17 protein-coding genes are annotated in these 21,856 nt (G+C 69.7%); 12 read left to right on the forward strand and 5 right to left on the reverse strand.

From position 1 onward, the window contains the following. Positions 1 to 33 precede the first annotated feature (33 nt). From rpoB to G6024_RS14915, 10 genes are all read left to right on the forward strand, one after another. Positions 34 to 3,540 carry a DNA-directed RNA polymerase subunit beta gene (gene rpoB, locus G6024_RS14870; RefSeq protein WP_067716798.1) on the forward strand — a complete coding sequence of 1,169 codons (3,507 nt, stop codon included), beginning with the start codon at positions 34 to 36 and terminating at the stop codon, positions 3,538 to 3,540. 124 nt (positions 3,541 to 3,664) lie between these two features. Beyond that, a complete protein-coding gene (locus G6024_RS14875) occupies positions 3,665 to 7,624 on the forward strand; it encodes a DNA-directed RNA polymerase subunit beta' (RefSeq protein ID WP_069389560.1) in 3,960 nt (1,319 codons plus the stop codon). A gap of 200 nt (positions 7,625 to 7,824) precedes the next feature. Further along, on the forward strand, positions 7,825 to 9,204 hold the full coding sequence (locus G6024_RS14880) for a glycosyltransferase family 4 protein (RefSeq protein ID WP_119192179.1): 1,380 nt from the start codon (positions 7,825 to 7,827) through the stop codon (positions 9,202 to 9,204). After that, positions 9,191 to 9,910 carry a class I SAM-dependent methyltransferase gene (locus tag G6024_RS14885; protein ID WP_119192178.1) on the forward strand — a complete coding sequence of 240 codons (720 nt, stop codon included), beginning with the start codon at positions 9,191 to 9,193 and terminating at the stop codon, positions 9,908 to 9,910. Before G6024_RS14880 ends, G6024_RS14885 begins: the two co-directional genes overlap by 14 nt. 6 nt (positions 9,911 to 9,916) lie before the next feature. Then, positions 9,917 to 11,047 carry a glycoside hydrolase family 15 protein gene (locus G6024_RS14890; RefSeq protein ID WP_069389558.1) on the forward strand — a complete coding sequence of 377 codons (1,131 nt, stop codon included), beginning with the start codon at positions 9,917 to 9,919 and terminating at the stop codon, positions 11,045 to 11,047. 79 nt (positions 11,048 to 11,126) lie between these two features. Continuing rightward, positions 11,127 to 11,984: an LLM class F420-dependent oxidoreductase gene (locus G6024_RS14895; protein WP_159149063.1), complete on the forward strand. Its 858-nt coding sequence runs from the start codon at positions 11,127 to 11,129 to the stop codon at positions 11,982 to 11,984. Between the two features lie 59 nt (positions 11,985 to 12,043). Beyond that, complete coding sequence (locus tag G6024_RS14900) at positions 12,044 to 12,937, forward strand: SDR family NAD(P)-dependent oxidoreductase (RefSeq protein ID WP_159149064.1); 894 nt, start codon at positions 12,044 to 12,046, stop codon at positions 12,935 to 12,937. After that, the gene (locus G6024_RS14905; RefSeq protein ID WP_159149065.1) at positions 12,934 to 13,980 is read left to right on the forward strand and encodes a pirin family protein; all 1,047 of its coding nucleotides are present in this window, start codon (positions 12,934 to 12,936) and stop codon (positions 13,978 to 13,980) included. Before G6024_RS14900 ends, G6024_RS14905 begins: the two co-directional genes overlap by 4 nt. A 13-nt stretch (positions 13,981 to 13,993) precedes the next feature. Continuing rightward, entirely contained in the window at positions 13,994 to 14,347 is a 354-nt protein-coding gene (locus tag G6024_RS14910; protein WP_159149066.1) for a GNAT family N-acetyltransferase, read from the forward strand. A gap of 1 nt (position 14,348) precedes the next feature. Next, complete coding sequence (locus tag G6024_RS14915; protein WP_069389553.1) at positions 14,349 to 14,804, forward strand: carboxymuconolactone decarboxylase family protein; 456 nt, start codon at positions 14,349 to 14,351, stop codon at positions 14,802 to 14,804. Positions 14,805 to 14,857: 53 nt separating this feature from the next. On the opposite strand, the gene G6024_RS14920 is transcribed toward G6024_RS14915, so the two are convergent. Further along, the gene (locus tag G6024_RS14920; protein ID WP_069389572.1) at positions 14,858 to 15,274 is read right to left on the reverse strand and encodes a YccF domain-containing protein; all 417 of its coding nucleotides are present in this window, start codon (positions 15,272 to 15,274) and stop codon (positions 14,858 to 14,860) included. Between the two features lie 46 nt (positions 15,275 to 15,320). On the opposite strand from G6024_RS14920, the gene G6024_RS14925 reads away from it, so the two are divergent. After that, positions 15,321 to 16,727: a sigma 54-interacting transcriptional regulator gene (locus tag G6024_RS14925; RefSeq protein ID WP_082923932.1), complete on the forward strand. Its 1,407-nt coding sequence runs from the start codon at positions 15,321 to 15,323 to the stop codon at positions 16,725 to 16,727. Positions 16,728 to 16,771: 44 nt separating this feature from the next. Further along, positions 16,772 to 18,790: a vWA domain-containing protein gene (locus G6024_RS14930; RefSeq protein WP_069389552.1), complete on the forward strand. Its 2,019-nt coding sequence runs from the start codon at positions 16,772 to 16,774 to the stop codon at positions 18,788 to 18,790. Positions 18,791 to 18,935: 145 nt separating this feature from the next. Here the strand turns inward: G6024_RS14930 and G6024_RS14935 are convergent, their stop codons facing one another. From G6024_RS14935 to G6024_RS14950, 4 genes are read right to left on the reverse strand one after another with little or no spacing between them, the layout of a single operon-like run. Then, on the reverse strand, positions 18,936 to 19,595 hold the full coding sequence (locus G6024_RS14935) for a class I SAM-dependent methyltransferase (protein WP_159149067.1): 660 nt from the start codon (positions 19,593 to 19,595) through the stop codon (positions 18,936 to 18,938). A 24-nt stretch (positions 19,596 to 19,619) separates the two neighbouring features. Then, positions 19,620 to 20,018, reverse strand: coding sequence for a carboxymuconolactone decarboxylase family protein (locus G6024_RS14940; protein WP_235027930.1), 399 nt, complete (start codon positions 20,016 to 20,018; stop codon positions 19,620 to 19,622). Further along, entirely contained in the window at positions 20,015 to 21,046 is a 1,032-nt protein-coding gene (locus G6024_RS14945; RefSeq protein ID WP_159149068.1) for an NAD(P)-dependent oxidoreductase, read from the reverse strand. Before G6024_RS14945 ends, G6024_RS14940 begins: the two co-directional genes overlap by 4 nt. Then, positions 21,043 to 21,795: an SDR family oxidoreductase gene (locus G6024_RS14950; protein ID WP_159149069.1), complete on the reverse strand. Its 753-nt coding sequence runs from the start codon at positions 21,793 to 21,795 to the stop codon at positions 21,043 to 21,045. Before G6024_RS14950 ends, G6024_RS14945 begins: the two co-directional genes overlap by 4 nt. Between the last annotated feature and the right edge of the window lie 61 nt (positions 21,796 to 21,856).

A 21,856-nucleotide genomic window follows, 5' to 3' on the forward strand; every position in this document is an offset into this window, starting at 1 on the left:
ATCTGTGGTCACCGCCCGTGGTGATCACGTGAGGTGCTGGAAGGACCCATCTTGGCAGTCTCCCGCCAGACCACGTCAGTCTCCACCGTTCCCGGTGCGCCCCGGAGGGTTTCGTTCGCGAAACTCTCCGAGCCGTTGCCGGTCCCGGGGCTGCTCGACCTCCAGACGGAGTCGTTCGAGTGGTTCATCGGCTCGGAGGAGTGGCAAGAGAGGGCCGCCTCGCGCGGTACCACGAACCTCGAGGGAGGCCTGGAGTCCATCCTCAAGGAGATCTCCCCGATCGAGGACTTCTCCGGATCAATGTCGCTCTCGTTCTCGGAGCCCTACTTCGAAGAGGTCAAGGCGTCCCTCGAGGACTGCCGCGAAAAGGATCGCACCTACGAGGCGCCCCTGTTCGTCACGGCCGAGTTCGAGAACACCGAGACCGGTGAGATCAAGTCCCAGACGGTCTTCATGGGTGATTTCCCCATGATGACCGACAAGGGCACGTTCATCATCAACGGCACCGAGCGGGTCGTCGTCTCCCAGCTCGTCCGGTCGCCGGGCGTGTACTTCGATCGCTCGCGTGACAAGTCCACGGAGAGGGACGTCCACTCCGTCAAGGTCATCCCGTCGCGTGGCGCGTGGCTCGAGTTCGACGTCGACAAGCGCGACACCGTCGGCGTCCGCATCGACCGCAAGCGTCGCCAGTCGGTCACCGTCCTGCTCAAGGCCCTCGGGTGGACGACCACCGAGATCAAGGAGCGTTACGGCTTCTCGGAGATCATGATGTCCACGCTCGAGAAGGACACGGTCGAGGACACCGACCAGGCCCTGCTCGAGATCTACCGCAAGCTGCGCCCGGGCGAGCCGCCGACCCGCGAGTCCGCGGAGGCGCTCCTGGAGAACCTGTTCTTCAAGGAGAAGCGCTACGACCTGGCCCGCGTCGGTCGTTACAAGGTCAACCGCAAGCTCGGTCTGCCCGACCCCGAGGGTGACGCCACCACGACGCTCACCCGCGAGGACATCGCCGCCACCATCGAGTACCTCGTGCGCCTCCACGCGGGCGAGGAGTCGATGCAGGTGGCCGGTGGCCGCGAGGTGCCGGTCGAGGTCGACGACATCGACCACTTCGGCAACCGTCGTCTGCGTACCGTCGGCGAGCTCATCCAGAACCAGGTCCGCGTCGGCCTGTCCCGCATGGAGCGTGTCGTCCGCGAGCGCATGACCACGCAGGACTCCGAGGCGATCACCCCGCAGTCGCTGATCAACATCCGGCCCATCACGGCGGCGCTCAAGGAGTTCTTCGGAACCTCCCAGATGTCGCAGTTCATGGACCAGAACAACCCGCTGTCGGGTCTGACCCACAAGCGTCGTCTGTCCGCGTTGGGCCCCGGTGGTCTGTCGCGTGAGCGCGCCGGGCTCGAGGTCCGCGACGTGCACGCCTCGCACTACGGCCGCATGTGCCCGATCGAGACCCCCGAGGGTCCGAACATCGGTCTGATCGGTTCGCTCTCGGTGTACGCGCGGGTCAACCCGTTCGGTTTCATCGAGACCCCGTACCGCCGCGTCTACGAGGGCGTCGTCACCGATCAGGTGGACTACCTCACCGCCGACGAGGAGGACCGCTACGTCGTCGCGCAGGCCAACTCGGAGATCGACGCCGACGGCCGCTTCGTCGAGGACCGCATCCTCGTGCGCAAGAAGCACGGTGATGTCGAGATGGTCGAGCCGGGCGATGTCGACTACATGGACGTCTCGCCGCGACAGATGGTCTCCGTGGCCACCGCGATGATCCCGTTCCTCGAGCACGATGACGCCAACCGTGCCCTGATGGGCGCGAACATGCAGCGGCAGTCCGTGCCGCTCGTGCGTTCCGAGGCGCCGCTCGTCGGCACCGGCATGGAGCTGCGCGCGGCCGTGGACGCCGGCGACGTGGTCGTCAACACCGCCCCGGGCATGGTGGAGGAGGTCTCGGCCGACTTCATCACCGTGATGGACGACGACGGCGGGCGTCAGACCTACCGCCTGTCGAAGTTCGCGCGCTCGAACCAGGGCACCTGCTCCAACCAGCGTCCGATCGTCGACGAGGGTGACCGTGTCGAGGTCGGCCAGGTCCTGGCCGACGGCCCCTGCACCGAGAACGGCGAGATGGCGCTGGGCAAGAACCTGCTCGTCGCGATCATGCCGTGGGAGGGCCACAACTACGAGGACGCGATCATCCTCTCGCAGCGCCTGGTGGAGGAGGACGTGCTCACGTCCATCCACATCGAGGAGCACGAGATCGACGCCCGCGACACCAAGCTGGGCGCCGAGGAGATCACCAGGGACATCCCCAACGTCTCCGACGAGGTCCTGGCGGACCTCGACGACCGCGGCATCGTGCGCATCGGCGCCGAGGTCCGTGACGGCGACGTCCTCGTCGGCAAGGTCACCCCGAAGGGTGAGACCGAGCTGACCCCGGAGGAGCGCCTGCTGCGCGCCATCTTCGGGGAGAAGGCGCGCGAGGTGCGCGACACCTCGCTCAAGGTGCCCCACGGTGAGTCCGGCAAGGTCATCGGCGTCCGCGTCTTCTCTCGGGACGACGACGACGACCTGCCCCCCGGCGTCAACGAGCTGGTGCGCGTGTACGTCGCGCAGAAGCGCAAGATCCAGGACGGCGACAAGCTCGCCGGTCGACACGGCAACAAGGGCGTCATCGGCAAGATCCTCCCCGCCGAGGACATGCCGTTCATGCCCGACGGCACGCCGGTGGACATCATCCTCAACACGCACGGCGTCCCGCGTCGTATGAACATCGGTCAGATCATGGAGACCCACCTCGGCTGGCTGGCCAAGGCCGGCTGGGAGGTCCCGCGTGAGGCGGACGGCTCCCTGCCCGACTGGGCGACCAAGCTGCCGGAGGAGATCCACAGCGTCGAGGCCGGCACCAACACGGCCACGCCCGTCTTCGACGGCGCGGCGGACACGGAGATCACCGGTCTGCTCGGCTGCACCCTGCCGAACCGTGACGGCGAGCGCATGGTGCAGGCCGACGGCAAGGCGACCCTCTTCGACGGTCGCTCCGGCGAGCCCTTCCCGTACCCGGTGTCCGTGGGCTACATGTACATCCTCAAGTTGCACCACCTCGTGGATGACAAGATCCACGCGCGTTCGACCGGTCCGTACTCGATGATCACCCAGCAGCCGCTCGGCGGTAAGGCCCAGTTCGGCGGCCAGCGATTCGGTGAGATGGAGTGCTGGGCGATGCAGGCCTACGGCGCGGCGTACACGCTGCAGGAGCTGCTGACGATCAAGTCCGACGACGTCGTGGGCCGCGTGAAGGTCTACGAGGCGATCGTCAAGGGCGAGAACATCCCGGAGCCGGGTATCCCGGAGTCCTTCAAGGTGCTTCTCAAGGAGCTGCAGTCGCTGTGCCTCAACGTGGAGGTGCTCTCCAGCGACGGCCAGGCTGTCTCCCTGGGTGAGGGCGACGACGACGATCTCGACCGCACCGCCGCGAACCTGGGGATCAACCTCTCGCGCGACGAGTCCTCGGCGGCCGACGAGCTGGCGCAGTAAGTAGGCGGGCGGGCGGCAGCCCTGTCGCCCGCCCCGCACCCGAAGAATTCAGTTCCACCACGGCGGGCCCCCGGCCCCACCCCGCGAGGGCCCGCCATCATCCCACCCGGGAAAGGACGCCTACGTGCAGGACGTCAACTACTTCGACGAGCTGGTCATCAGCCTCGCGACGGCCGAGGACATCCGTAACTGGTCCTACGGCGAGGTCAAGAAGCCGGAGACCATCAACTACCGCACCCTCAAGCCGGAGAAGGAGGGCCTGTTCTGCGAGAAGATCTTCGGCCCCACCCGGGACTGGGAGTGCTACTGCGGCAAGTACAAGCGCGTGCGCTTCAAGGGGATCATCTGTGAGCGCTGCGGCGTCGAGGTGACCCGTGCCAAGGTCCGCCGCGAGCGCATGGGCCACATCGAGCTGGCCGCGCCCGTCACCCACATCTGGTACTTCAAGGGCGTCCCGTCGCGCCTGGGTTACCTGCTGGACCTGGCGCCCAAGGACCTCGACAAGATCATCTACTTCGCCGCCTACGTCATCACCGGCGTCGACACCGAGCTGCGTCACAACGAGCTCAGCACCCTCGAGGCCCAGGTCCTCGAGGAGCGCAAGATCATCGAGGACGAGCGGGACTCCGACATCGAGGCCCGCGCGCGGAAGCTCGAAGCCGATCTCGCCGAGCTCGAGGCCGAGGGTGCCAAGGCCGACCAGCGCCGCAAGGTGAAGGACGGCGGCGAGAAGGAGATGAAGAAGATCCGCGAGTCGGCCCAGCGCGAGCTGGACCGTCTCGACGAGATCTGGACCACCTTCACCAAGCTCGACGTCAACCAGATCATCGTCGACGAGGGCATCTACCGCGAGCTCGAGGACCGCTTCGGCGAGTACTTCGAGGGCGGCATGGGCGCCGAGGCGATCCAGGCGCTGCTGCTGAACTTCGACCTGGCCGCCGAGGCCGAGTCGCTGCGGGAGATCATCCGCAACGGCAAGGGTCAGAAGAAGATCCGCGCCCTGAAGCGCCTCAAGGTCGTCTCCGCGTTCCTGCAGTCGGGCAACCACCCGGCCGCGATGGTCCTCGGGGCCGTCCCGGTGATCCCACCGGAGCTGCGTCCGATGGTCCAGCTCGACGGTGGCCGCTTCGCCACCTCGGACCTCAACGACCTCTACCGTCGGGTGATCAACCGCAACAACCGCCTCAAGCGGCTGATGGATCTCGGCGCCCCCGAGATCATCGTCAACAACGAGAAGCGGATGCTGCAGGAGTCCGTCGACGCGCTGTTCGACAACGGCCGGCGTGGCCGGCCCGTCACGGGCCCGGGCAACCGCCCGCTCAAGTCGCTCTCGGATCTGCTCAAGGGCAAGCAGGGCCGGTTCCGTCAGAACCTGCTCGGCAAGCGCGTCGACTACTCCGGTCGTTCCGTGATCGTCGTGGGCCCACAGCTGCAGCTGCACCAGTGTGGTCTGCCCAAGCTGATGGCGCTCGAGCTGTTCAAGCCCTTCGTCATGAAGCGTCTGGTAGACCTCAACCACGCGCAGAACATCAAGTCCGCCAAGCGCATGGTCGAGCGTCAGCGCGACCAGGTGTGGGACGTGCTCGAAGAGGTCATCGCCGAACACCCGGTGATGCTCAACCGTGCGCCCACGCTGCACCGCCTCGGCATCCAGGCGTTCGAGCCGCAGCTCGTCGAGGGCAAGGCCATCCAGCTGCACCCGCTCGTGTGTGAGGCCTTCAACGCCGACTTCGACGGTGACCAGATGGCCGTGCACCTCCCGCTGTCCGCGGAGGCGCAGGCCGAGGCGCGCATCCTCATGCTCGCCTCGAACAACATCCTGTCGCCGGCGTCGGGTCGTCCGCTCGCCATGCCGCGTCTGGACATGGTGACCGGCCTGTACTACCTCACCCGTCTGGACGAGGGTGCGACCGGCTCGTACGTCCCGGCCTCCGAGGACACCCCCGCCGTGGGCGTGTACTCGACGCCGTCGGAGGCCATCATGGCCGTCGACCTCGGCGTGCTGGACATCCACGCCCCGATCCAGGTCCGACTGACGCACCAGCGTCCGTCGACCGACGTCGAGGCCGAGCAGTTCCCCGAGGGCTGGACGCAGGGCCAGGAGTGGCTGACCGTGACCACCCTCGGTCGCGTGATGTTCAACGAACTGCTCCCGGCGGACTACCCGTTCGTCAACGAGCAGATGCCCAAGAAGCGTCAGGCCGTCATCATCAACGACCTGGCCGAGCGCTACCCGATGATCGTCGTGGCGCAGACGGTGGACAAGCTCAAGGACACCGGTTTCTACTGGGCCACCCGCTCGGGTGTCACCATCGCCATGTCCGACGTGCTGGTCCCGCCGGCCAAAAAGGAGATCCTCGCCTCGTACGACGCGAAGGCCGCGCGCCTGGAGTCGCAGTACGACCTCGGCAAGATCACCGACGAGGAGCGCAAGTCGGACCTGGTCAAGCTCTGGCAGGAGGCCACCGACGAGATCGGTCAGGCCATGGAGGAGAACTACCCGGACTCCAACCCGATCCCGACGATCGTGAAGTCGGGCGCGGCGGGCAACATGACCCAGATCCGCTCGCTCGCGGGCATGAAGGGTCTGGTGACGCGTCCGAACGGCGAGTTCATCCCGCAGCCGATCAAGTCCTCGTTCCGCGAGGGCCTGACCGTGCTCGAGTACTTCATGAACACGCACGGCGCCCGTAAGGGTCTGGCCGACACCGCCCTGCGTACCGCCGACTCGGGTTACCTCACCCGTCGTCTCGTCGACGTCTCGCAGGACGTCATCGTGCGCGAGACCGACTGTGGGACGTCGAAGGGTGTCGAGACGACCATCGCCCGCCCGGTGATGGACGTCCACGGCAGCCCGACCGGGTCCCTCGAGCGCGACGAGCACGTCGAGACCTCGACGTTCGCCCGGACGCTCGCGGAGGACGCGCTCGACGCCGACGGCAACGTGATCGTCGCCGCGGGCACCGACCTCGGTGACCCGAACATCGAGGCGCTGATCGTCGCCGGCATCGAGAAGGTCAAGGTCCGGTCGGTCCTCACCTGCACCACCGGTACCGGCGTCTGTGCGACCTGCTACGGCCGCTCGATGGCCACCGGTCTCCTGGTGGACATCGGCGAGGCCGTCGGCATCGTCGCCGCCCAGTCGATCGGTGAGCCGGGCACCCAGCTGACGATGCGTACCTTCCACCAGGGTGGCGTCGGTGACGACATCACCGGCGGTCTCCCGCGCGTGCAGGAGCTCTTCGAGGCTCGTGTTCCAAAGGGCAAGGCGCCGATCGCCGAGGAGGCGGGCCGGATCCGTCTCGAGGAGGAGGAGCGCTTCTACACGATCACGATCGTGCCGGACAACGGTGCGGACGAGATCGTCTACGAGAAGCTGTCGAAGCGCCAAGGCCTGGCCCATATCGAGCTGGAGGACGGCTCCTCCCGCCCGATCGCGGACGGCGATCACCTCGAGCGCGGGCAGGCCCTCCTCGAGGGCCCGGCCGATCCGCACGAGGTGCTGGCCATCCTCGGCCCCAACGGTGTCCAGAAGTTCCTCGTCGACGAGGTGCAGAAGGTCTACCGTGCGCAGGGTGTGTCGATCCACGACAAGCACCTCGAGGTCATCGTCCGTCAGATGATGCGTCGAGTCGCGATCAACGACTCGAACAGCACCGAGTTCCTGCCCGGTGCGCTCGTGGAGCGTGCCGAGCTCACGGCGGAGAACCGCCGCGTGCTCACCGAGGGCGGCTCGCCGGCCTCGGCGCGTCCGGTCCTCATGGGCATCACCAAGGCCTCGCTGGCCACGGACTCGTGGCTCTCGGCTGCCTCCTTCCAGGAGACCACCCGCGTGCTCACCGACGCCGCCATCAACAAGCGGTCGGACAAGCTCGTGGGCCTCAAGGAGAACGTCATCATCGGTAAGCTCATCCCGGCGGGTACCGGTATCAACCGCTACCGGAACTCGACGGTCGAGCCCACCGAGGAGGCCCGCGCCGCCGCGTACTCCATCCCGGACTACGGCGATGGTTTCTACGGTCCCGAGGACGGGTTCGGGGACGCCACCGGCGCCTCGGTCCGCCTGGACGACCTGGGCTACTGAGCAGGCCCCACGGCGACTAACCGACCGTGGAGTGACACCGACACCGGACCCCCGAGCGCCTCTCGCGCCGGGGGTCCGGTGCGTTCGTCCGGCCGTGTGTGGGATCGGGGCGAACGTGTTCTAGACTTTCCCGATGTGCCCGTCGCGGCCCGCGACACTCGCCGACGGCGGGCCGACGACCATGAAGGAGGCGATCGACGGTGCGGATCGCGCTGCTCTCGTACCGGAGCAAGCCGCACGGCGGGGGCCAGGGCGTCTACGTCCGTCACCTCAGCCGCGAGTTGGCGGCACTCGGACACACGGTCGAGGTGTTCTCCGGTCAGCCCTACCCGGAACTCGACCCGGGCCCCACGCTCACCGAGGTCCCGAGTCTGGACCTCTACAACGACGCGAACCCGTTCCGTACCCCGCACCCGCGGGAGATCCGCGACCTCATCGACGTGCTCGAGGTGGTCACCATGTGGACCGCTGGGTTCCCGGAGCCGCGGACGTTCAGCATGCGGGCCGCGCGCACACTCCGGGAGCGTCTGGACGACTTCGACGTGGTGCACGACAACCAGTGCCTGGGATCCGGCCTGCTGGACCTGGAGAAGGCGGGTTTCCCCGTCGTGGCCACGGTGCACCACCCCATCACGCGGGATCGCGCGCTGGCCATGAAGGAGGCCCCGCTGCGCAAGAAGATCACCACGTGGCGCTGGTTCGGGTTCCTGGGCATGCAGATGCGGGTCTCCCGCAAGCTGCAGGAGATCATCACGGTCTCCAGCAACTCCGCCGATGACATCGCCACCGACTTCGGTGTCGATCCGGTTCGCATCGTCACCATCCCGCTGGGCGTGGACACCGACCGGTTCCACCATCGTCGCGTGCGCGAGCCCGGCCGCCTGGTCTGCGTGGCCAGTGCCGATCAGCCGCTCAAGGGCGTGCCGGTCCTGTTGCGCGCGCTGGCCAGGGTCCGCGAGGAGCACCCGGGCGTGCGCCTGACGCTGGTGTCCAAGCTCAAGCGCAAGGGCGAGGCTGCCAGGCTGCTCGACAAGCTGGGCCTGAGGGACGCGGTGGACCTGGTGTCCGGGGTCGACGACGACGAGCTCGCCGATCTCGTCGGGTCGGCCGAGATCGCGGTCGTGCCGAGTATGTACGAGGGATTCTCCCTGCCTGCGGTGGAGGCCATGTCCAGCGGCTGCGCTCTCGTCGCGACGCGTGCCGGCGCGCTGCCGGAGGTAGTCGGCACGGACGACTCGGCGGCCCGCCTGGTCGAGCCGGGCGACGTCGACGCGCTGGCCCGTGAGATCAGCGCGCTGCTGTCCGACCCGGCCGAGCGGCAACGCCTCTCTCAGGGCGGCCGTGCACGGGTCATGGAGCGTTACAGCTGGGCCGCCGTCGCCCGCCGGACCGTCGAGGTCTACGAGGCCGCTATCGCCCGGGTCCGCGGCGACGCGCTGCCGGACCTGACGGCCGGGCCGGTCCTCGGGCCGGATCAGACCGAGATCGACGAGCACGTCACCGATGACGTGCCCGAGGTGCTCCCGGAGTCCGGTGAGTACACCATCCGTGAGCAGGAGGACGCGCATGCTGACCGCTGATTTCGACCGTCTCGGGGTCACCCCCGGTATGCGAGCCATCGACGTGGGGGCCGGCCTCGGTCGTCACACCTTCGAGCTCTACCGGCGTGGCGCGGACGTCACGGCGTTCGACCAGAACGCCGACGAGATGCAGCAGGTCTCCGACATGCTCGCCGCCATGGAGGCCGAGGGCGAGGGGCTGCCCACCTCGAAGGGGGAGGCCGTCACCGGGGACGCGCTCAACATGCCGTACGAGGACGCGACCTTCGATCTGGTGCTCATCTCCGAGGTGCTCGAACACGTCCCGGAGGACACCAAGGCCATCGCCGAACTGGTGCGGATCCTCAAGCCGGGCGGCGTCGCCGCGGTGACCGTGCCGCGTGAGTGGCCGGAGAAGCTCTGCTGGAAGCTGTCCGACGCCTACCACTCCAACCCGGGTGGGCACTGCCGGATCTACACCGCCGAGGAGTTGGGGTTCAAGCTCCGCGCGGCGGGCCTGGAGGTCACCGGCACCGGGTTCGCCCACGCGCTGCACGCCCCGTACTGGTGGCTCAAGTGCGCGGTGGGCACGGAGAACGACGACCACCCGTTGCCGAAGGCGTACCACAAGCTGCTCGTATGGGACCTGATGAAGGGGCCCTGGATCACCCGCACCGCCGAGAAGGTGCTCAACCCGGTGATGGGCAAGTCCATCGTGTTCTACCTGCGTAAGCCCGTGGAGGCCTGATCGTCCGTGCAGACGCCCAACACCGGAGTCACCAGCCAACGTCCGGTCCCCGCCGTGCCCGGGGTCCTCGACGCCGACGCGGTCCGCGCCACCGGCGAGTGGCTCGCCTCCGTCCAGAAACCCAACGGTGAGATCCCGTGGTTCACCGGCGGTCACACCGACCCCTGGGATCACGTGGAATCGGCGATGGGCCTGTCCGTCGCGGGTCAGTGGGAGGCCGCCGAGAGGGCGTACGGGTTCCTCCGGGACACCCAGCGGGGCGACGGGTCGTGGCCGATGAAGTGGCAGGACGACCACGTCGCCGACGGTGACATCGATTCCAACTTCTGCGCGTACGTCGCGGTGGGCGTGTGGCACCACCACCTGGTGAGCGCCAGGCCCGGGTTCCTCGAGTCGATGTGGCCGATGGTGCGCCGGGCACTCGACCTGGTGCTGACCTTCCAGGGTCCCGAGGGGCAGATGTGGTGGGGCGCCGGACCCGAGGGCTTCTGCGAGGAGGCGCTGGTCACCGGCTCGTCCAGCATCCACCACGCGCTGCGCTGCGGCGTCGCGATCGCCGAGGAACTCGGCGGGAGCGCGCCGGACTGGGACGCCGCCGCCGACCGGCTGGGCCATGCGCTGCGCGCCCACCCCGAGCTCTTCACACCCAAGGACGAGTTCTCCATGGACTGGTACTACCCGGTCCTGGCCGGTGTGATGGTGGGGGACCAGGCACAGGCGCGGCTCGACTCCCGGTGGGACGACTTCGTGGTGGACGGCCTGGGCATCCGCTGCGTCGACCACCGGCCGTGGGTCACCGGGGCCGAGACGTGCGAGCTGGTCCTCGCCCTGGAGGCGGCCGGGCGACACGAGCAGGCGCTCGCGCAGTTCACCAACATGCAGCACCTGCGGGACACCGACGGCTCCTACTGGACCGGACTCGTCTTCGCCGACGGCAAGCGGTGGCCGGTCGAGCTGAGCACATGGACCGCGGCCGTCATGTTGCTGGCGGCGGACGCCCTATCTCGCACCACCCCGGGCAACGAGATCTTCCGCTACGTCTCGCACCACACCATGCAGCGTCTGCAGTCCCAGCCGGGGGATCCGGCCGACTGCGTGGCGGGCGAGGTCTGCCCACCCGCCGCAGTCGTGCGCTAGTCTGTGGCGACACCGCCGCTGGACACCTGTCTGATCAGGTGTCAGGCGGCGGGTCGACGCTGCGCACGAGGGAGAACGCATGGAATTCGGACTGACCCTGTTCACCAGTGACCGGGGCATCCGGCCGACCACGGCCGCCGTGGCCGCCGAGCGGGCCGGGTTCTCCGCGTTCTACGTTCCCGAGCACACGCACATCCCGGTGCGGCGCGAGGCCGCGCACCCGGGCACCGGCGGCGCCGAGCTCCCCGATGAGCGGTACAGCCGCACCCTGGACCCGTGGGTCGCCCTCGGCGCCGCCGCGGCGGTCACGTCGACCATCCGTCTCGGGACCGCCGTGTCCATCCCGGTGGAGAGCGACCCCGTCACGTTGGCCAAGACCATCGCGTCGGTCGACCACCTCTCCGACGGGCGCACCGTGCTCGGCGTGGGGTACGGCTGGAATCTGGACGAGATGGCCGACCACAACGTGCCGCCGAAGCGTCGGCGCACCATGCTCCGCGAGTACCTCGAGGCCATGCGGGAGCTGTGGACGCGCGACGAGGCCGAGTACCACGGTGAGTTCGTGGACTTCGGTCCCAGCTGGGCCTGGCCCAAGACCGCCCGCACTCCCGGCCCGCTCACCCTCGTGGGAGCGGCCGGCACCGAGAAGAACCTCAGGTGGATCTGCCGCAGCGCCGACGGCTGGATGACCACCCCGATCTCCCAGGACATCGCCGGCAGCGTACGGACGCTGCGGGAACTGTGGGCCGAGGCAGGTCGGGAGGGCGAGCCCTACATCGTGGTCCTCGACGGGAAACCGGATCACGAGAAGATCGACGCCTACCGCGAGTTCGGCGTCCACGAGCTCGTCTACGGAACCCCGGATCGGACCGAGGACGAGGTCCTGGCCTACATCGACCGCCTCGCCGGCAAACTCGGCCTCAACGCCCTGGTCTGAGGCGGGCGGGGCCACCTGGACAGCCCCACCGGGACTCCGCACGCCGGTACCGTCAGGGTATGGACACCAGCGCGCCCGCCGCCCCCGTCGTCGTCGTCACCGGAGCCGGGGGCGGCCTCGGGGCGGCCACCACCGCGCTCTACGCCTCGCGGGGCTGGCACGTCGTGGCCGTCGACCTCCAGGCACCGCCCGGCGGTGACCGCATCACGCCCCACGCCGCGGACGTCACCGACTCCACCTCGCTCACCGCCCTGGCCGACCGGGTCCGACGCGAGCACGGTCGCCTCGACGCGCTCGTCACGTTCGCGGGCGTCCTCGGGATCGGGCCGCTGGCCGAGACCGATCCGGACCGGGTGCAGCAGGTCCTGGATGTCAACGTCATGGGCACCGTGCGCACCGTCCACGCCCTGTGGGACCTGCTCCGGGAGACCCGCGGGAGGGTGGTCCTCATCAGCTCCGAGACCGGCCCCCAGCACGGCATGCCGATGAACGGCGCCTACGCCATGAGCAAGCACGCGATCGAGGCCTACGGTGACGCGCTGCGGCGCGAGCTGATGTTCCTCGGCCTGGACGTCGTGCTCGTCCAACCGGGTCCGTTCCGCACCGGGATGACCGCCTCGATCCGGCGGCGCTTCCAGGAATCGACCGCCCCCGGTTCGCCGTTCGCCGCGATGGCCGCGGTGATGGGGGAGATGGCCGCCGGTGAGGACGACAAGGCCACCGACCCGTCCGTCCTCGCCGAGGCGGTGTGGACTGCCGGCACCACCGCGCGCCCCCGCCGCCGCTACGCCGTGCGATGGGACCTCGGCCGACGTCTCCTGGACCACCTGCCGGTGGCGGTCGTGGACAAGGCGCTCGTCCTGGCGCTGGGCGGGAAGATCAACGCCAAGACGCTGGAGCTGCGCCGCGAGGCCGTCGACGCCCGGGCCGAGATGAGCGAGGTCGTCGAATGAGCAACCTCGACCCCGACCCGCCCGAGATCGAGTGCGAGGCCGGCGGTGCGCCGGGCGGGCCCCGTTCGGAGGACGCACAACCCGGCGCGGCCGCCGTGGAGATCATCACCTCCCGCGAGGTGCCCCTGGGCGGGCCGCGGGCGATGACGGTCCGCCGGACGCTGCCGCAGCGCCAGCGCTCGCTCATCGGCGCCTTCTGCTTCGTCGACCACTACGGACCCGATGACGTCTCGGCCACCGGAGGCATGGACGTGCCCTCGCACCCGCACACCGGCCTGCAGACCGTGAGCTGGCTCTTCGAGGGCAGCGTCACCCATCACGACTCCGGGGACAACCATGCTGTGGTGCGCCCGGGGGAGGTCAACCTCATGACCTCCGGCGCAGGCATCTGCCACACCGAGGTCTCGACCCAGGACACCACCGTCCTGCACGGCGTGCAGCTGTGGACCGTGCTACCCGAGGAACACCGCGAGAGCAGCGGCCGCAGGTTCGACCACCACGTGCCCGACCCCGTCGGATTCGCCGGCGGATCGGCGCGGGTGTTCATGGGGTCGCTGCTGGGCTCGTCGTCGTCGGTCACCACCTACACCCCCCTCGTCGCCGCGGAGCTCCGGCTCGACCCCGGCGGCGAACTGCGACTGGACGTCGACCCGTCCTTCGAGCACGGGCTGCTCGTCGACTCCGGTGATCTGACCCTCGAGGGCGTCGACGTCGAGGTCAGCCATCTCGCGTACACCGGCGTCGGCGAGACCACCCTGACGATCTGCAACACCGGCACCACCGCCGGGCGGGCGGTCCTCATCGGTGGCACCCCGTTCGAGGAGGACATCATCATGTGGTGGAACTTCATCGGCCGGACCCACGACGAGATCGCGGGCTACCGCGAGCAGTGGGAGGCCGGATCGGAGCGCTTCGGACGCGTGGACGGCTACATCGGCCACGACCCGCGGGGGCTGACCCGGCTGCCCGCGCCCACCCTGCCCACCACCACCCTCAAACCGCGGGTCAACCCGGACCCGCGCGCGCAGTCGACCCCGATGTGAGAGGACACCGCAGATGACCGAGTACATTGACAAGACCGGCGCGACCGTGACCGTGGACCGAGCCGACTCCACCGAGGCGTTCGAGGTCCGGGACGCCTCCGGCGAGGTCGCCGGCCACGCCGATTTCCGCGACCACGCCGGCGAGCGCGTCTTCCACCACACCGTGGTCGACGAGCAGTTCGGTGGCCGGGGCATCGGCACCGCACTCGTGCGCGGCGCGGTGGAGGCCACGCGCGAGGAGGGGATCACCATCGTGCCGGTGTGTTCGATGGTGGAGGGTTTCCTCGGCAAGAACGCGGACGAGTTCGCCGGCGCGTACCGGGAGGCCACGGACGCCGACCGGGCGCGATTCGGCGGGGAGGGCTGACATGGGGGTTCCGCAGTTGGACCGCACCCAGCGCGAGGTCTACAAGCGGTTCGTCCGCACCGCCGTCGCCTCGCGGGAGGCCTCCGGCGAGGCCGGGCTGGAGGAGTCGCTGCTCGAACTGGTCAACGTGCGCGTCTCGCAGCTCAACGGCTGCGCGGCCTGCCTGGCCACCCACGTGCCGGCGGCCCGCAAGGCCGGGGTCTCCCAGGACCGGCTCGACCTGCTGCCCGCGTGGCGGGAGATCGACGCCTTCGGTGACCAGGAGAGGGCGGCACTACGACTGGCCGAGACGCTGACCCGGCTGGACGACGCCGAGGAACGTGCCGCCGCGATCGCAGCCGCCGCCGACCACTTCTCCGACGAGCAGCTCTCGGCGCTCGAGTGGACGATCGTGCTGATCAACGCCTTCAACCGGGTGTCGATCGCCAGCCACCACCAGCCGGCGATCGAGGACTGACCGGGCCCGGCCGCGGTGCGGGGGTGCGTGGTCAGCTGGTGGCGACCGGGCGGTCAGCGGGTGGCGACCGGCACCATCGCCGCCCGGTCGGAGCGGACGATCTCCTTGCCGAACGGGAAGCACGTGACCGGGATGAGCTTGAGGTTGGCCCACGCTAGGGGCAGGCCGATGATCGTCACGGCCTGTGCGACGGCCGTGGCGACGTGGCCGATCGCCAGCCACAGTCCGGCCACCAGGAACCAGATGACGTTGGCGACCGTGCTCACCCCGCCGGGACGGCCCCGGTCGACGACCTCCCGGCCGAACGGCCACAGCACGTAGGCGGCGATCCGGAAACTCGCGACCCCGAACGGGATCGTGATGATGAGGATGCAGGCGAGGATCCCGGCCAGCACGTAGCCGAGGAACAGCCAGATGCCCGCGGTCAGCAGCCAGATGATGTTGAGGACGAGGGTCAGCACTGCACGCATGGTGCCCACCCTATGCCGGAAGCGGAAGTGGCATCGCAGGGCTACGGTGGGCGGTGTGAGCGATAAGCCGAACGTCAAGACTCTCGGCGAGCTGCGCGCCGCCGGATACACCAGCCGCACCCTCCGGGAGGAGCTGCGCGAGAACCTGCTCGCGGCCCTGGCCGCCGGACGCGATCCGTGGCCCGGCATGCACGGCTTCGACACGACGGTGATCCCTCAGGTCGAGCGGGCGATCATCGCCGGCCACGACATCGTCCTCCTCGGCGAACGCGGTCAGGGCAAGACCCGCCTGCTGCGCACGCTCGTCGGGTTGCTGGACGAGTGGTCGCCCGTCGTGGCCGGATCCGAGTTGGGTGAGGACCCGCTCGCGCCGATCACCGGACCCACGCGCGAGCGGATCGCCCGTGAGGGCGATGCGCTGCCCGTGCAGTGGCGCCACCGTGACGAGCGCTACGTGGAGAAACTGTCCACCCCGGACACCTCCGTCGCCGACATGATCGGCGACGTCGATCCCATGAGGGTGGCCGAGGGCCGCCGACTGGGTGACCCGGAGACCATCCACTACGGGTTGGTGCCGCGTGCGAACCGCGGGATCGTGGCCCTCAACGAGCTGCCCGACCTGGCCGAGCGGATCCAGGTGGCGTTGCTCAACGTCATGGAGGAGCGGGACGTCCAGATCCGAGGCTACGTCCTGCGCCTGCCGCTGGACGTGCTGGTGGTGGCCTCGGCCAACCCGGAGGACTACACCAACCGCGGTCGGATCATCACTCCGCTCAAGGACCGGTTCGGCGCCGAGATCCGGACCCATTACCCGCTCGACCTGGCCGACGAGATCGAGGTCGTGCGGCAGGAAGCCGAGCTGACCGCCGAGGTGCCGGACCCGCTGATGGAACTGCTCGCCCGGTTCACGCGCGAGCTGCGCACCTCCGACTCGATCAACCAGGCCTCCGGCGTCTCCGCCCGCTTCGCCATCGCCGGCGCGGAGACCGTCGCGGCGGCGGCCCGACGGCGGGCGGCCGTGCGGGGTGCCGACGACCCGGGTGAGTCCGTGGCACGGCTCGTCGACGTGGACGCCGCCGTCGAGGTCCTGCGCGGCAAGATCGAGTTCGAGCCCGGCGAGGAGGGGCGCGAGACCGAGATCCTGCGGTACCTGCTGCGCATCGCCACGGTGGACGTCGTCCGCGGACTGTTCCGGGGGATCGACATGACCCCGCTGGTCGACGCGTTCGACGGGTCGGTGACCCTCACGACCGGCGCGAGCGTCACCGCCGCCGAATTCCTCGCAGCCCTGCCCGAGCTGTCCGAACCGGGGCTCTACGATGAGATCGCCGACAGGGTCGGGGCGTCCAACGTCGGCCAGCGGGCCGGCGGGATCGAACTGGCGCTGGAGGGGCTCTACCTCTCACGGCGTCTGTCCAAGGAGACCGGGGACGGCGCCGCCGTCTACGGCTGACACCATCGGCGGCTGCCGTGCGCCGCCGGAGCAGGAGGTGCGCGATGTCGCGACCAGAGCCCCGCGCCCGCTACGGGCGCTACATCGGCGGGCCGGACCCCCTCGCGCCCCCGCTCGACCTGTCCGAGGCGCTCGACGCGGTTTCCGAGGGCGTCATGGCCGGGTACTCCCCGGAGCAGTCCATGCGGGAGTTCCTCCGCACCGGCGGCCGCGACCAGACAGGCCTCGACGAGCTGGCCGGACGCATCCAGCGTCGACGCCGCGAACTGCTGCAACGGAACCACCTGGGCGGCACCCTCGAGGAGGTCTCCCGGCTGCTCGACGAGGCGCTGCTCGCCGAGCGGGGACAGCTCGCCCGCGACACCGCCATGGATCCGATGGACCGCACCCTGCGGGAGATGACCATCGAGAACCTGCCGGACTCGCCGGCCGCCGCGGTCGGGGAACTCAAGGACTACGACTGGGCCTCGTCCGACGCCCGCGAGGCGTACCGCCGCATCCAGGACCTCATGGGCGCCGAGGTGCTCGACGCCCGATTCGCCGGGATGAAACAGGCGCTGGAGAACGCGACCGACGCCGACCGGGCGGCGGTGTCGGAGATGCTGTCGGACCTGACCGAACTGCTCGACAAGCACGCCCGCGGTGAGGACACCCCCGAGGACTTCCGGGAGTTCATGGACAAGCACTCCGACGCGTTCCCGGAGCAGCCGAAGGACGTCGAGGAGTTGATCGACACCCTCGCCGCGCGGGCGGCCGCGGCCCAGCGGATGATGCGCTCGATGACGCCGGAGCAGCGGGAGGAGCTCATGGCCCTGTCGCAGCAGGCGTTCGGTTCGCCCGAGTTGATGGAGCAGCTGGGCCGGTTGGACGGGCTGCTGCAGTCCCTGCGTCCGGGCGAGGACTGGGACGGCTCGGAGGACTTCGAGGGCTCCGAGGGGTTGGGGATGTCCGAGGGGACCGCGGCCATGGCCGAACTCGGGGACCTCGACCGGCTGGCCGAACAGCTCTCCCGGAGCGACAGGTCCCCGCTGTCCGAACTCGACCTGGAGGCGGTGGCCCGCCATCTCGGTCGCGAGGCGGCGGTGTCCGTGCAGACGCTGTCGCGGCTCGAACAGCAGATGCGTGAGTCCGGCTACCTCAGTCGCCGACCGGACGGGGACCTCCGACTCTCCCCGGCCGCGCTGCGCAAACTCGGGAGGTCACTGCTCCGCGACGCCGCGCAGCGGTTGTCCGGCCGGACCGGCGCGCGCGAGACCAGGCTGTCGGGGGCCGCGGGGGAGCAGACGGGGTCGAGCCGGGCCTGGGAGTTCGGTGACGTCGAGTCCTGGGACGTGCCGAGGACCGTGGGCAATGCGATCTCCCGGATCGCCGCGGAGGGGGGCGAGACGGGTGCGGGGATCCGGCTCCTGCCCGAGGACATCGAGGTCAGGGAGACCGAGGCGCGGACCCAGGCCGCAGTGGCGCTGCTGGTGGACACGTCGTTCTCCATGGCCATGGAGGGGCGGTGGGTCCCGATGAAGCGTACGGCCCTGGCCCTCCACCACCTGGTGAGCACCCGTTTCCGGCAGGACCGGCTGCAGCTCATCTCGTTCGGCCGCTTCGCCCAGACCCGGACAGTGGAGGACCTGCTCTCCCTGGACGCGCAGTACGAGGCCGGCACGAACCTGCATCATGCGCTCCTGCTCGCCGGGCGGTATTTCCGTGAGCACCCGACGATGCAGCCGGTGTTGCTCATCGTCACCGACGGCGAACCCACCGCCCACCTGCTCAGCGGCGGGGAGCCGTGGTTCGCCTACCCGCCGGACCCCGACACCATCCGGATCACCGTCGACGAGTTGGACCGGGTCGCCCGCACCGGGGCGCAGACGACCTTCTTCCGGCTGGGCGACGACCCGGGTCTGTCCCGGTTCCTCGACGCGCTGGCCCGGAGGGTCGACGGCACGGTGGTGGCGCCGGACGTCGACGACCTGGGCGCAGCCGTGGTGGGGCGGTTCCTGCACTCACGGCGCGGCCGGCCCTCACCCGGCGACCCGTGGAGCGCCGGCGGTCGCTGGGCGGTGTGACCCGCCCCGCCGCTGCCCCGCCCCGGCTCTCCGCGAACCACGAAATCCGCTACTCCGAATCGGGATCCGCTACTCGTATCGGAATAGCGGATCCGAGTTCCGGGTAGCGGATCCTTGGAGGTGCGGGTCAAGGGGCGTGCGGGGCTCAGGGCATCGGCGCGCCGATCTCGCCGGAGTCGCGGCGCAGCACGCGCAGCGAGTCCACGGCCCGGACCTCGGTGAACTGGCCCGACTCGAGCGCGCGGCAATAGATCTCGTACGGGGGACGGCCGCCGTCCTCCGGGTTCGGGAACACGTCGTGGATCAGCAGCGCCCCGCCGATCTCGACCCATGGTGCCCAGCCCTCATAGTCGGCCTGCGCCGCCTCGGAGGAGTGGCCTCCGTCGATGAAGACGAACGACGCGGGCTTGCCCCAGACGCGGGCCACCTGGGTCGACGTGCCCACCGCGGCGGTCACCACGTCATCGAGTCGGGCGTCCCACATGGTGTGGCGGAACGCGCCGAGGGTCTCCAGGCGGCCGGTGTGCGGGTCCACCAGCGAGGTGTCGTGGTATTCCCAGCCGGGCTGGTGCTCCTCGGAGCCCCGATGGTGGTCGACGGTGACGATGCTGCCGCCGGTCACGCGGGCGGCCGCGCCGAGGAACACGGTAGAGCGGCCACAGTAGGTGCCGATCTCCACTCCCACACCGTCGCCCAGGAACTCGCAGGCGATGTCGTACAGGGTGATGCCCTCCTCCAGCGGCATGAAGCCGGGGGCGGCGAGCGCTACGGCGAGCAGCGCGGGTTCGATCTCGGGTGCGGTCATGGGTTTCAACCTAGCGCCCGCCCCTCAGCTCTCGGCGCGGCGGGCGGCCTTGCGGGCACGCGCCACGTGCGGGCCCACCACGTTGCCGAGTTTGGTCCCGTTGGGCCAGCCCGCGTAGTAGCAGAGGAACACCACGATCTCCTCCAGTTCCTCGGGCGTCAGCTCGTCCTTCCCCAACGCCGCCCCCACCTGGATGTCCGCGATGTCGGTGTTGCCCTGGGCCGTCAGCGCCCCCAGGAGCAGCAACCGGCGATCGCGGTGACTCAGGCCCGGGCGGGACCAGATCCTGCCGAACAGGTGGTCCGCGGTCTCGGCGAAATAATCACCCGGCCCGTCGGACATCTCGAAGCCGTACACCTCGGTCATCATGGCCAGACCGTGCTCGCGCTCCGGGCTCATCCCGGCGTCCGCGGCGTCGCTCATCGGTTCTCCTCGTCGTCGTGGTCTCGTCCGGTCCCGCCCGCATCGCCGGACACGCCGTCGGACGCGCGGACGTCCGCGCGGCGGGCGAGCTCACCCGGCCCGACACCGAACCCGGTGCCCAGGTCGCGCAGCGCGATGGTGCCCAGGGGCAGGTCCACGCCCAGCCGGTCGGCCAGGCCCAGGGCGAGGGACAGGTCCTTCTCGCCCAGGCCGCGGACGTGGGTGAACACGCCGTGCCAGAAGTCGTCGGCCGCGATCGGCGCGGTGGAGTCCCGCAGCATCACGGCCCCGGCGCCGCCGGTGATGGCGTCGGTGTGGCGGACCACCCGGCCCAGCTTGGTGATGTCGATGCCCGCGGCCTCGGCCAGCCGGGAGGCCTCGGCGGTGGCGGTGAACGAGATGAAGTGCAGGAGGTTGCGGGCCAGCTTCATCCGCGTGCCCGCACCCACTTCCCCGGCGTGCACGGGCATGCCCGCCCACAGCGCGAACACCGGCTTGCACGCCTCGTAGACCTCGCGCGGCGCACCGACCATCACGGCGAGCTGACCCGATTCCGCCCCCTGCGCGCCACCCGACACCGGCGCGTCCACCAGGTGGACCCCGGCGGCCGCACACACCTCGGCCAGCTCAACAGCCGTCGAGTCGGCGATGGTGGAGTGGACCGCGATCACGGTCCCCGGTGCGGCGGTGCGCAGGATCCCCTCGGGTCCGTCGACGACGTCACGCACCTGGGCGTCGTCCAGCACCGTCACCGACACCAGGCGCGCCGTGCGGGCGACCTCGGCACCGGTGGCGGCGGCGGTTGCGCCCTCGGCGACGAACGGCTCGGTCGCCTCCGGGCGCACGTCGCACACCACGAGCCCGCCCGGCCAGGCCAGGAGGCGATTCGCGATCGGCGCACCCATGTTGCCCAGGCCGATGAACCCGACCGGCGCGGGGGAGTCGCCGGGACCGCCGGGGCCGATCCGCAGGGCGGGCTTCTGTTCGGGGGCCGGGGCCGGGTCGCTCGTGATCGGATGCCCGCTCATGACCGGATGATCTGTCCGCCGTCGACGTTGAAGATCTGCCCGGTGATCCACGACGCCTCGTCCGACAGCAGGAACAGCAGCATCCCCACCAGGTCCTCCGGCTGACCCATGCGCTTGATGGGCAGCTTGTCGACCATCTCCTTGACGATCGACTGCGGGGTCGAGGAGCGGTTGGCCTCGGTGTCGATCGGCCCGGGAGCGATGGCGTTGATGCGGATGTTCGAGCCGCCCAGCTCGGTGGCGAGCTGCTGGGTGAGGCCGTTGACGCCGACCTTGGCCAGGCCGTAGAAGCCCGAGTACAGCCACGCCGCGGTGGAGGACTGGTTGACGATCGCGCCACCGCCGGCGGCGGCCATCTTCTCCCAGCAGGCGCGGACCATGAGCAGCTGACCGTTGAGGTTCACCGACATGAACTTCTCGTAGTAGTCCCACGGCACGGTGATGAGGAAGTCGAGCTTCATGCCGCCGAAGATCGCGGCGTTGTTGACCAGGATGTCCAGGCGGCCGAACTCCTCGACCGCGGCCTCGGCGCAGGCGTTGGCCGAGTCGGGGTCGGAGACGTCCGTGTGCTGGAAGACCGCCCGGCCGCCCGCGGCGACGATGTCCGCGGCGACGCGCTCCCCGTTCTCGGTCGACACGTCGGCGACCACCACGTTCGCGCCCTCGGCCGCGAGGACCTTGGCGTACTCCTCGCCGATGCCGCCGGCGGCTCCGGTCACGATGGCGGTCCTACCGTCGAAACGTCCCATGTCGTGTGTGTCTCTTCCTGTCGGCGTGGTGGTGTTGGGTGGGGTGATGCTGGATGGGGTG

Origin of the sequence: Dietzia maris, from assembly GCF_014144855.1 — a bacterium.
In the GTDB taxonomy this organism is placed as follows: domain Bacteria; phylum Actinomycetota; class Actinomycetes; order Mycobacteriales; family Mycobacteriaceae; genus Dietzia; species Dietzia kunjamensis.

What these genes read in the sequence shown, in the direction of transcription:
- G6024_RS14900 (WP_159149064.1), top strand. Translation starts at nt 12,044, where the DNA reads ATGGACACCAGCGCGCCCGCCGCCCCCGTCGTCGTCGTCACCGGAGCC.
- G6024_RS14950 (WP_159149069.1), bottom strand. Translation starts at nt 21,795, where the DNA reads ATGGGACGTTTCGACGGTAGGACCGCCATCGTGACCGGAGCCGCCGGC.
- G6024_RS14915 (WP_069389553.1), top strand. Translation starts at nt 14,349, where the DNA reads ATGGGGGTTCCGCAGTTGGACCGCACCCAGCGCGAGGTCTACAAGCGG.
- G6024_RS14885 (WP_119192178.1), top strand. Translation starts at nt 9,191, where the DNA reads ATGCTGACCGCTGATTTCGACCGTCTCGGGGTCACCCCCGGTATGCGA.
- G6024_RS14930 (WP_069389552.1), top strand. Translation starts at nt 16,772, where the DNA reads ATGTCGCGACCAGAGCCCCGCGCCCGCTACGGGCGCTACATCGGCGGG.
- G6024_RS14945 (WP_159149068.1), bottom strand. Translation starts at nt 21,046, where the DNA reads ATGAGCGGGCATCCGATCACGAGCGACCCGGCCCCGGCCCCCGAACAG.
- G6024_RS14905 (WP_159149065.1), top strand. Translation starts at nt 12,934, where the DNA reads ATGAGCAACCTCGACCCCGACCCGCCCGAGATCGAGTGCGAGGCCGGC.
- G6024_RS14940 (WP_235027930.1), bottom strand. Translation starts at nt 20,018, where the DNA reads ATGAGCGACGCCGCGGACGCCGGGATGAGCCCGGAGCGCGAGCACGGT.
- G6024_RS14920 (WP_069389572.1), bottom strand. Translation starts at nt 15,274, where the DNA reads ATGCGTGCAGTGCTGACCCTCGTCCTCAACATCATCTGGCTGCTGACC.
- G6024_RS14895 (WP_159149063.1), top strand. Translation starts at nt 11,127, where the DNA reads ATGGAATTCGGACTGACCCTGTTCACCAGTGACCGGGGCATCCGGCCG.
- G6024_RS14935 (WP_159149067.1), bottom strand. Translation starts at nt 19,595, where the DNA reads ATGACCGCACCCGAGATCGAACCCGCGCTGCTCGCCGTAGCGCTCGCC.
- G6024_RS14910 (WP_159149066.1), top strand. Translation starts at nt 13,994, where the DNA reads ATGACCGAGTACATTGACAAGACCGGCGCGACCGTGACCGTGGACCGA.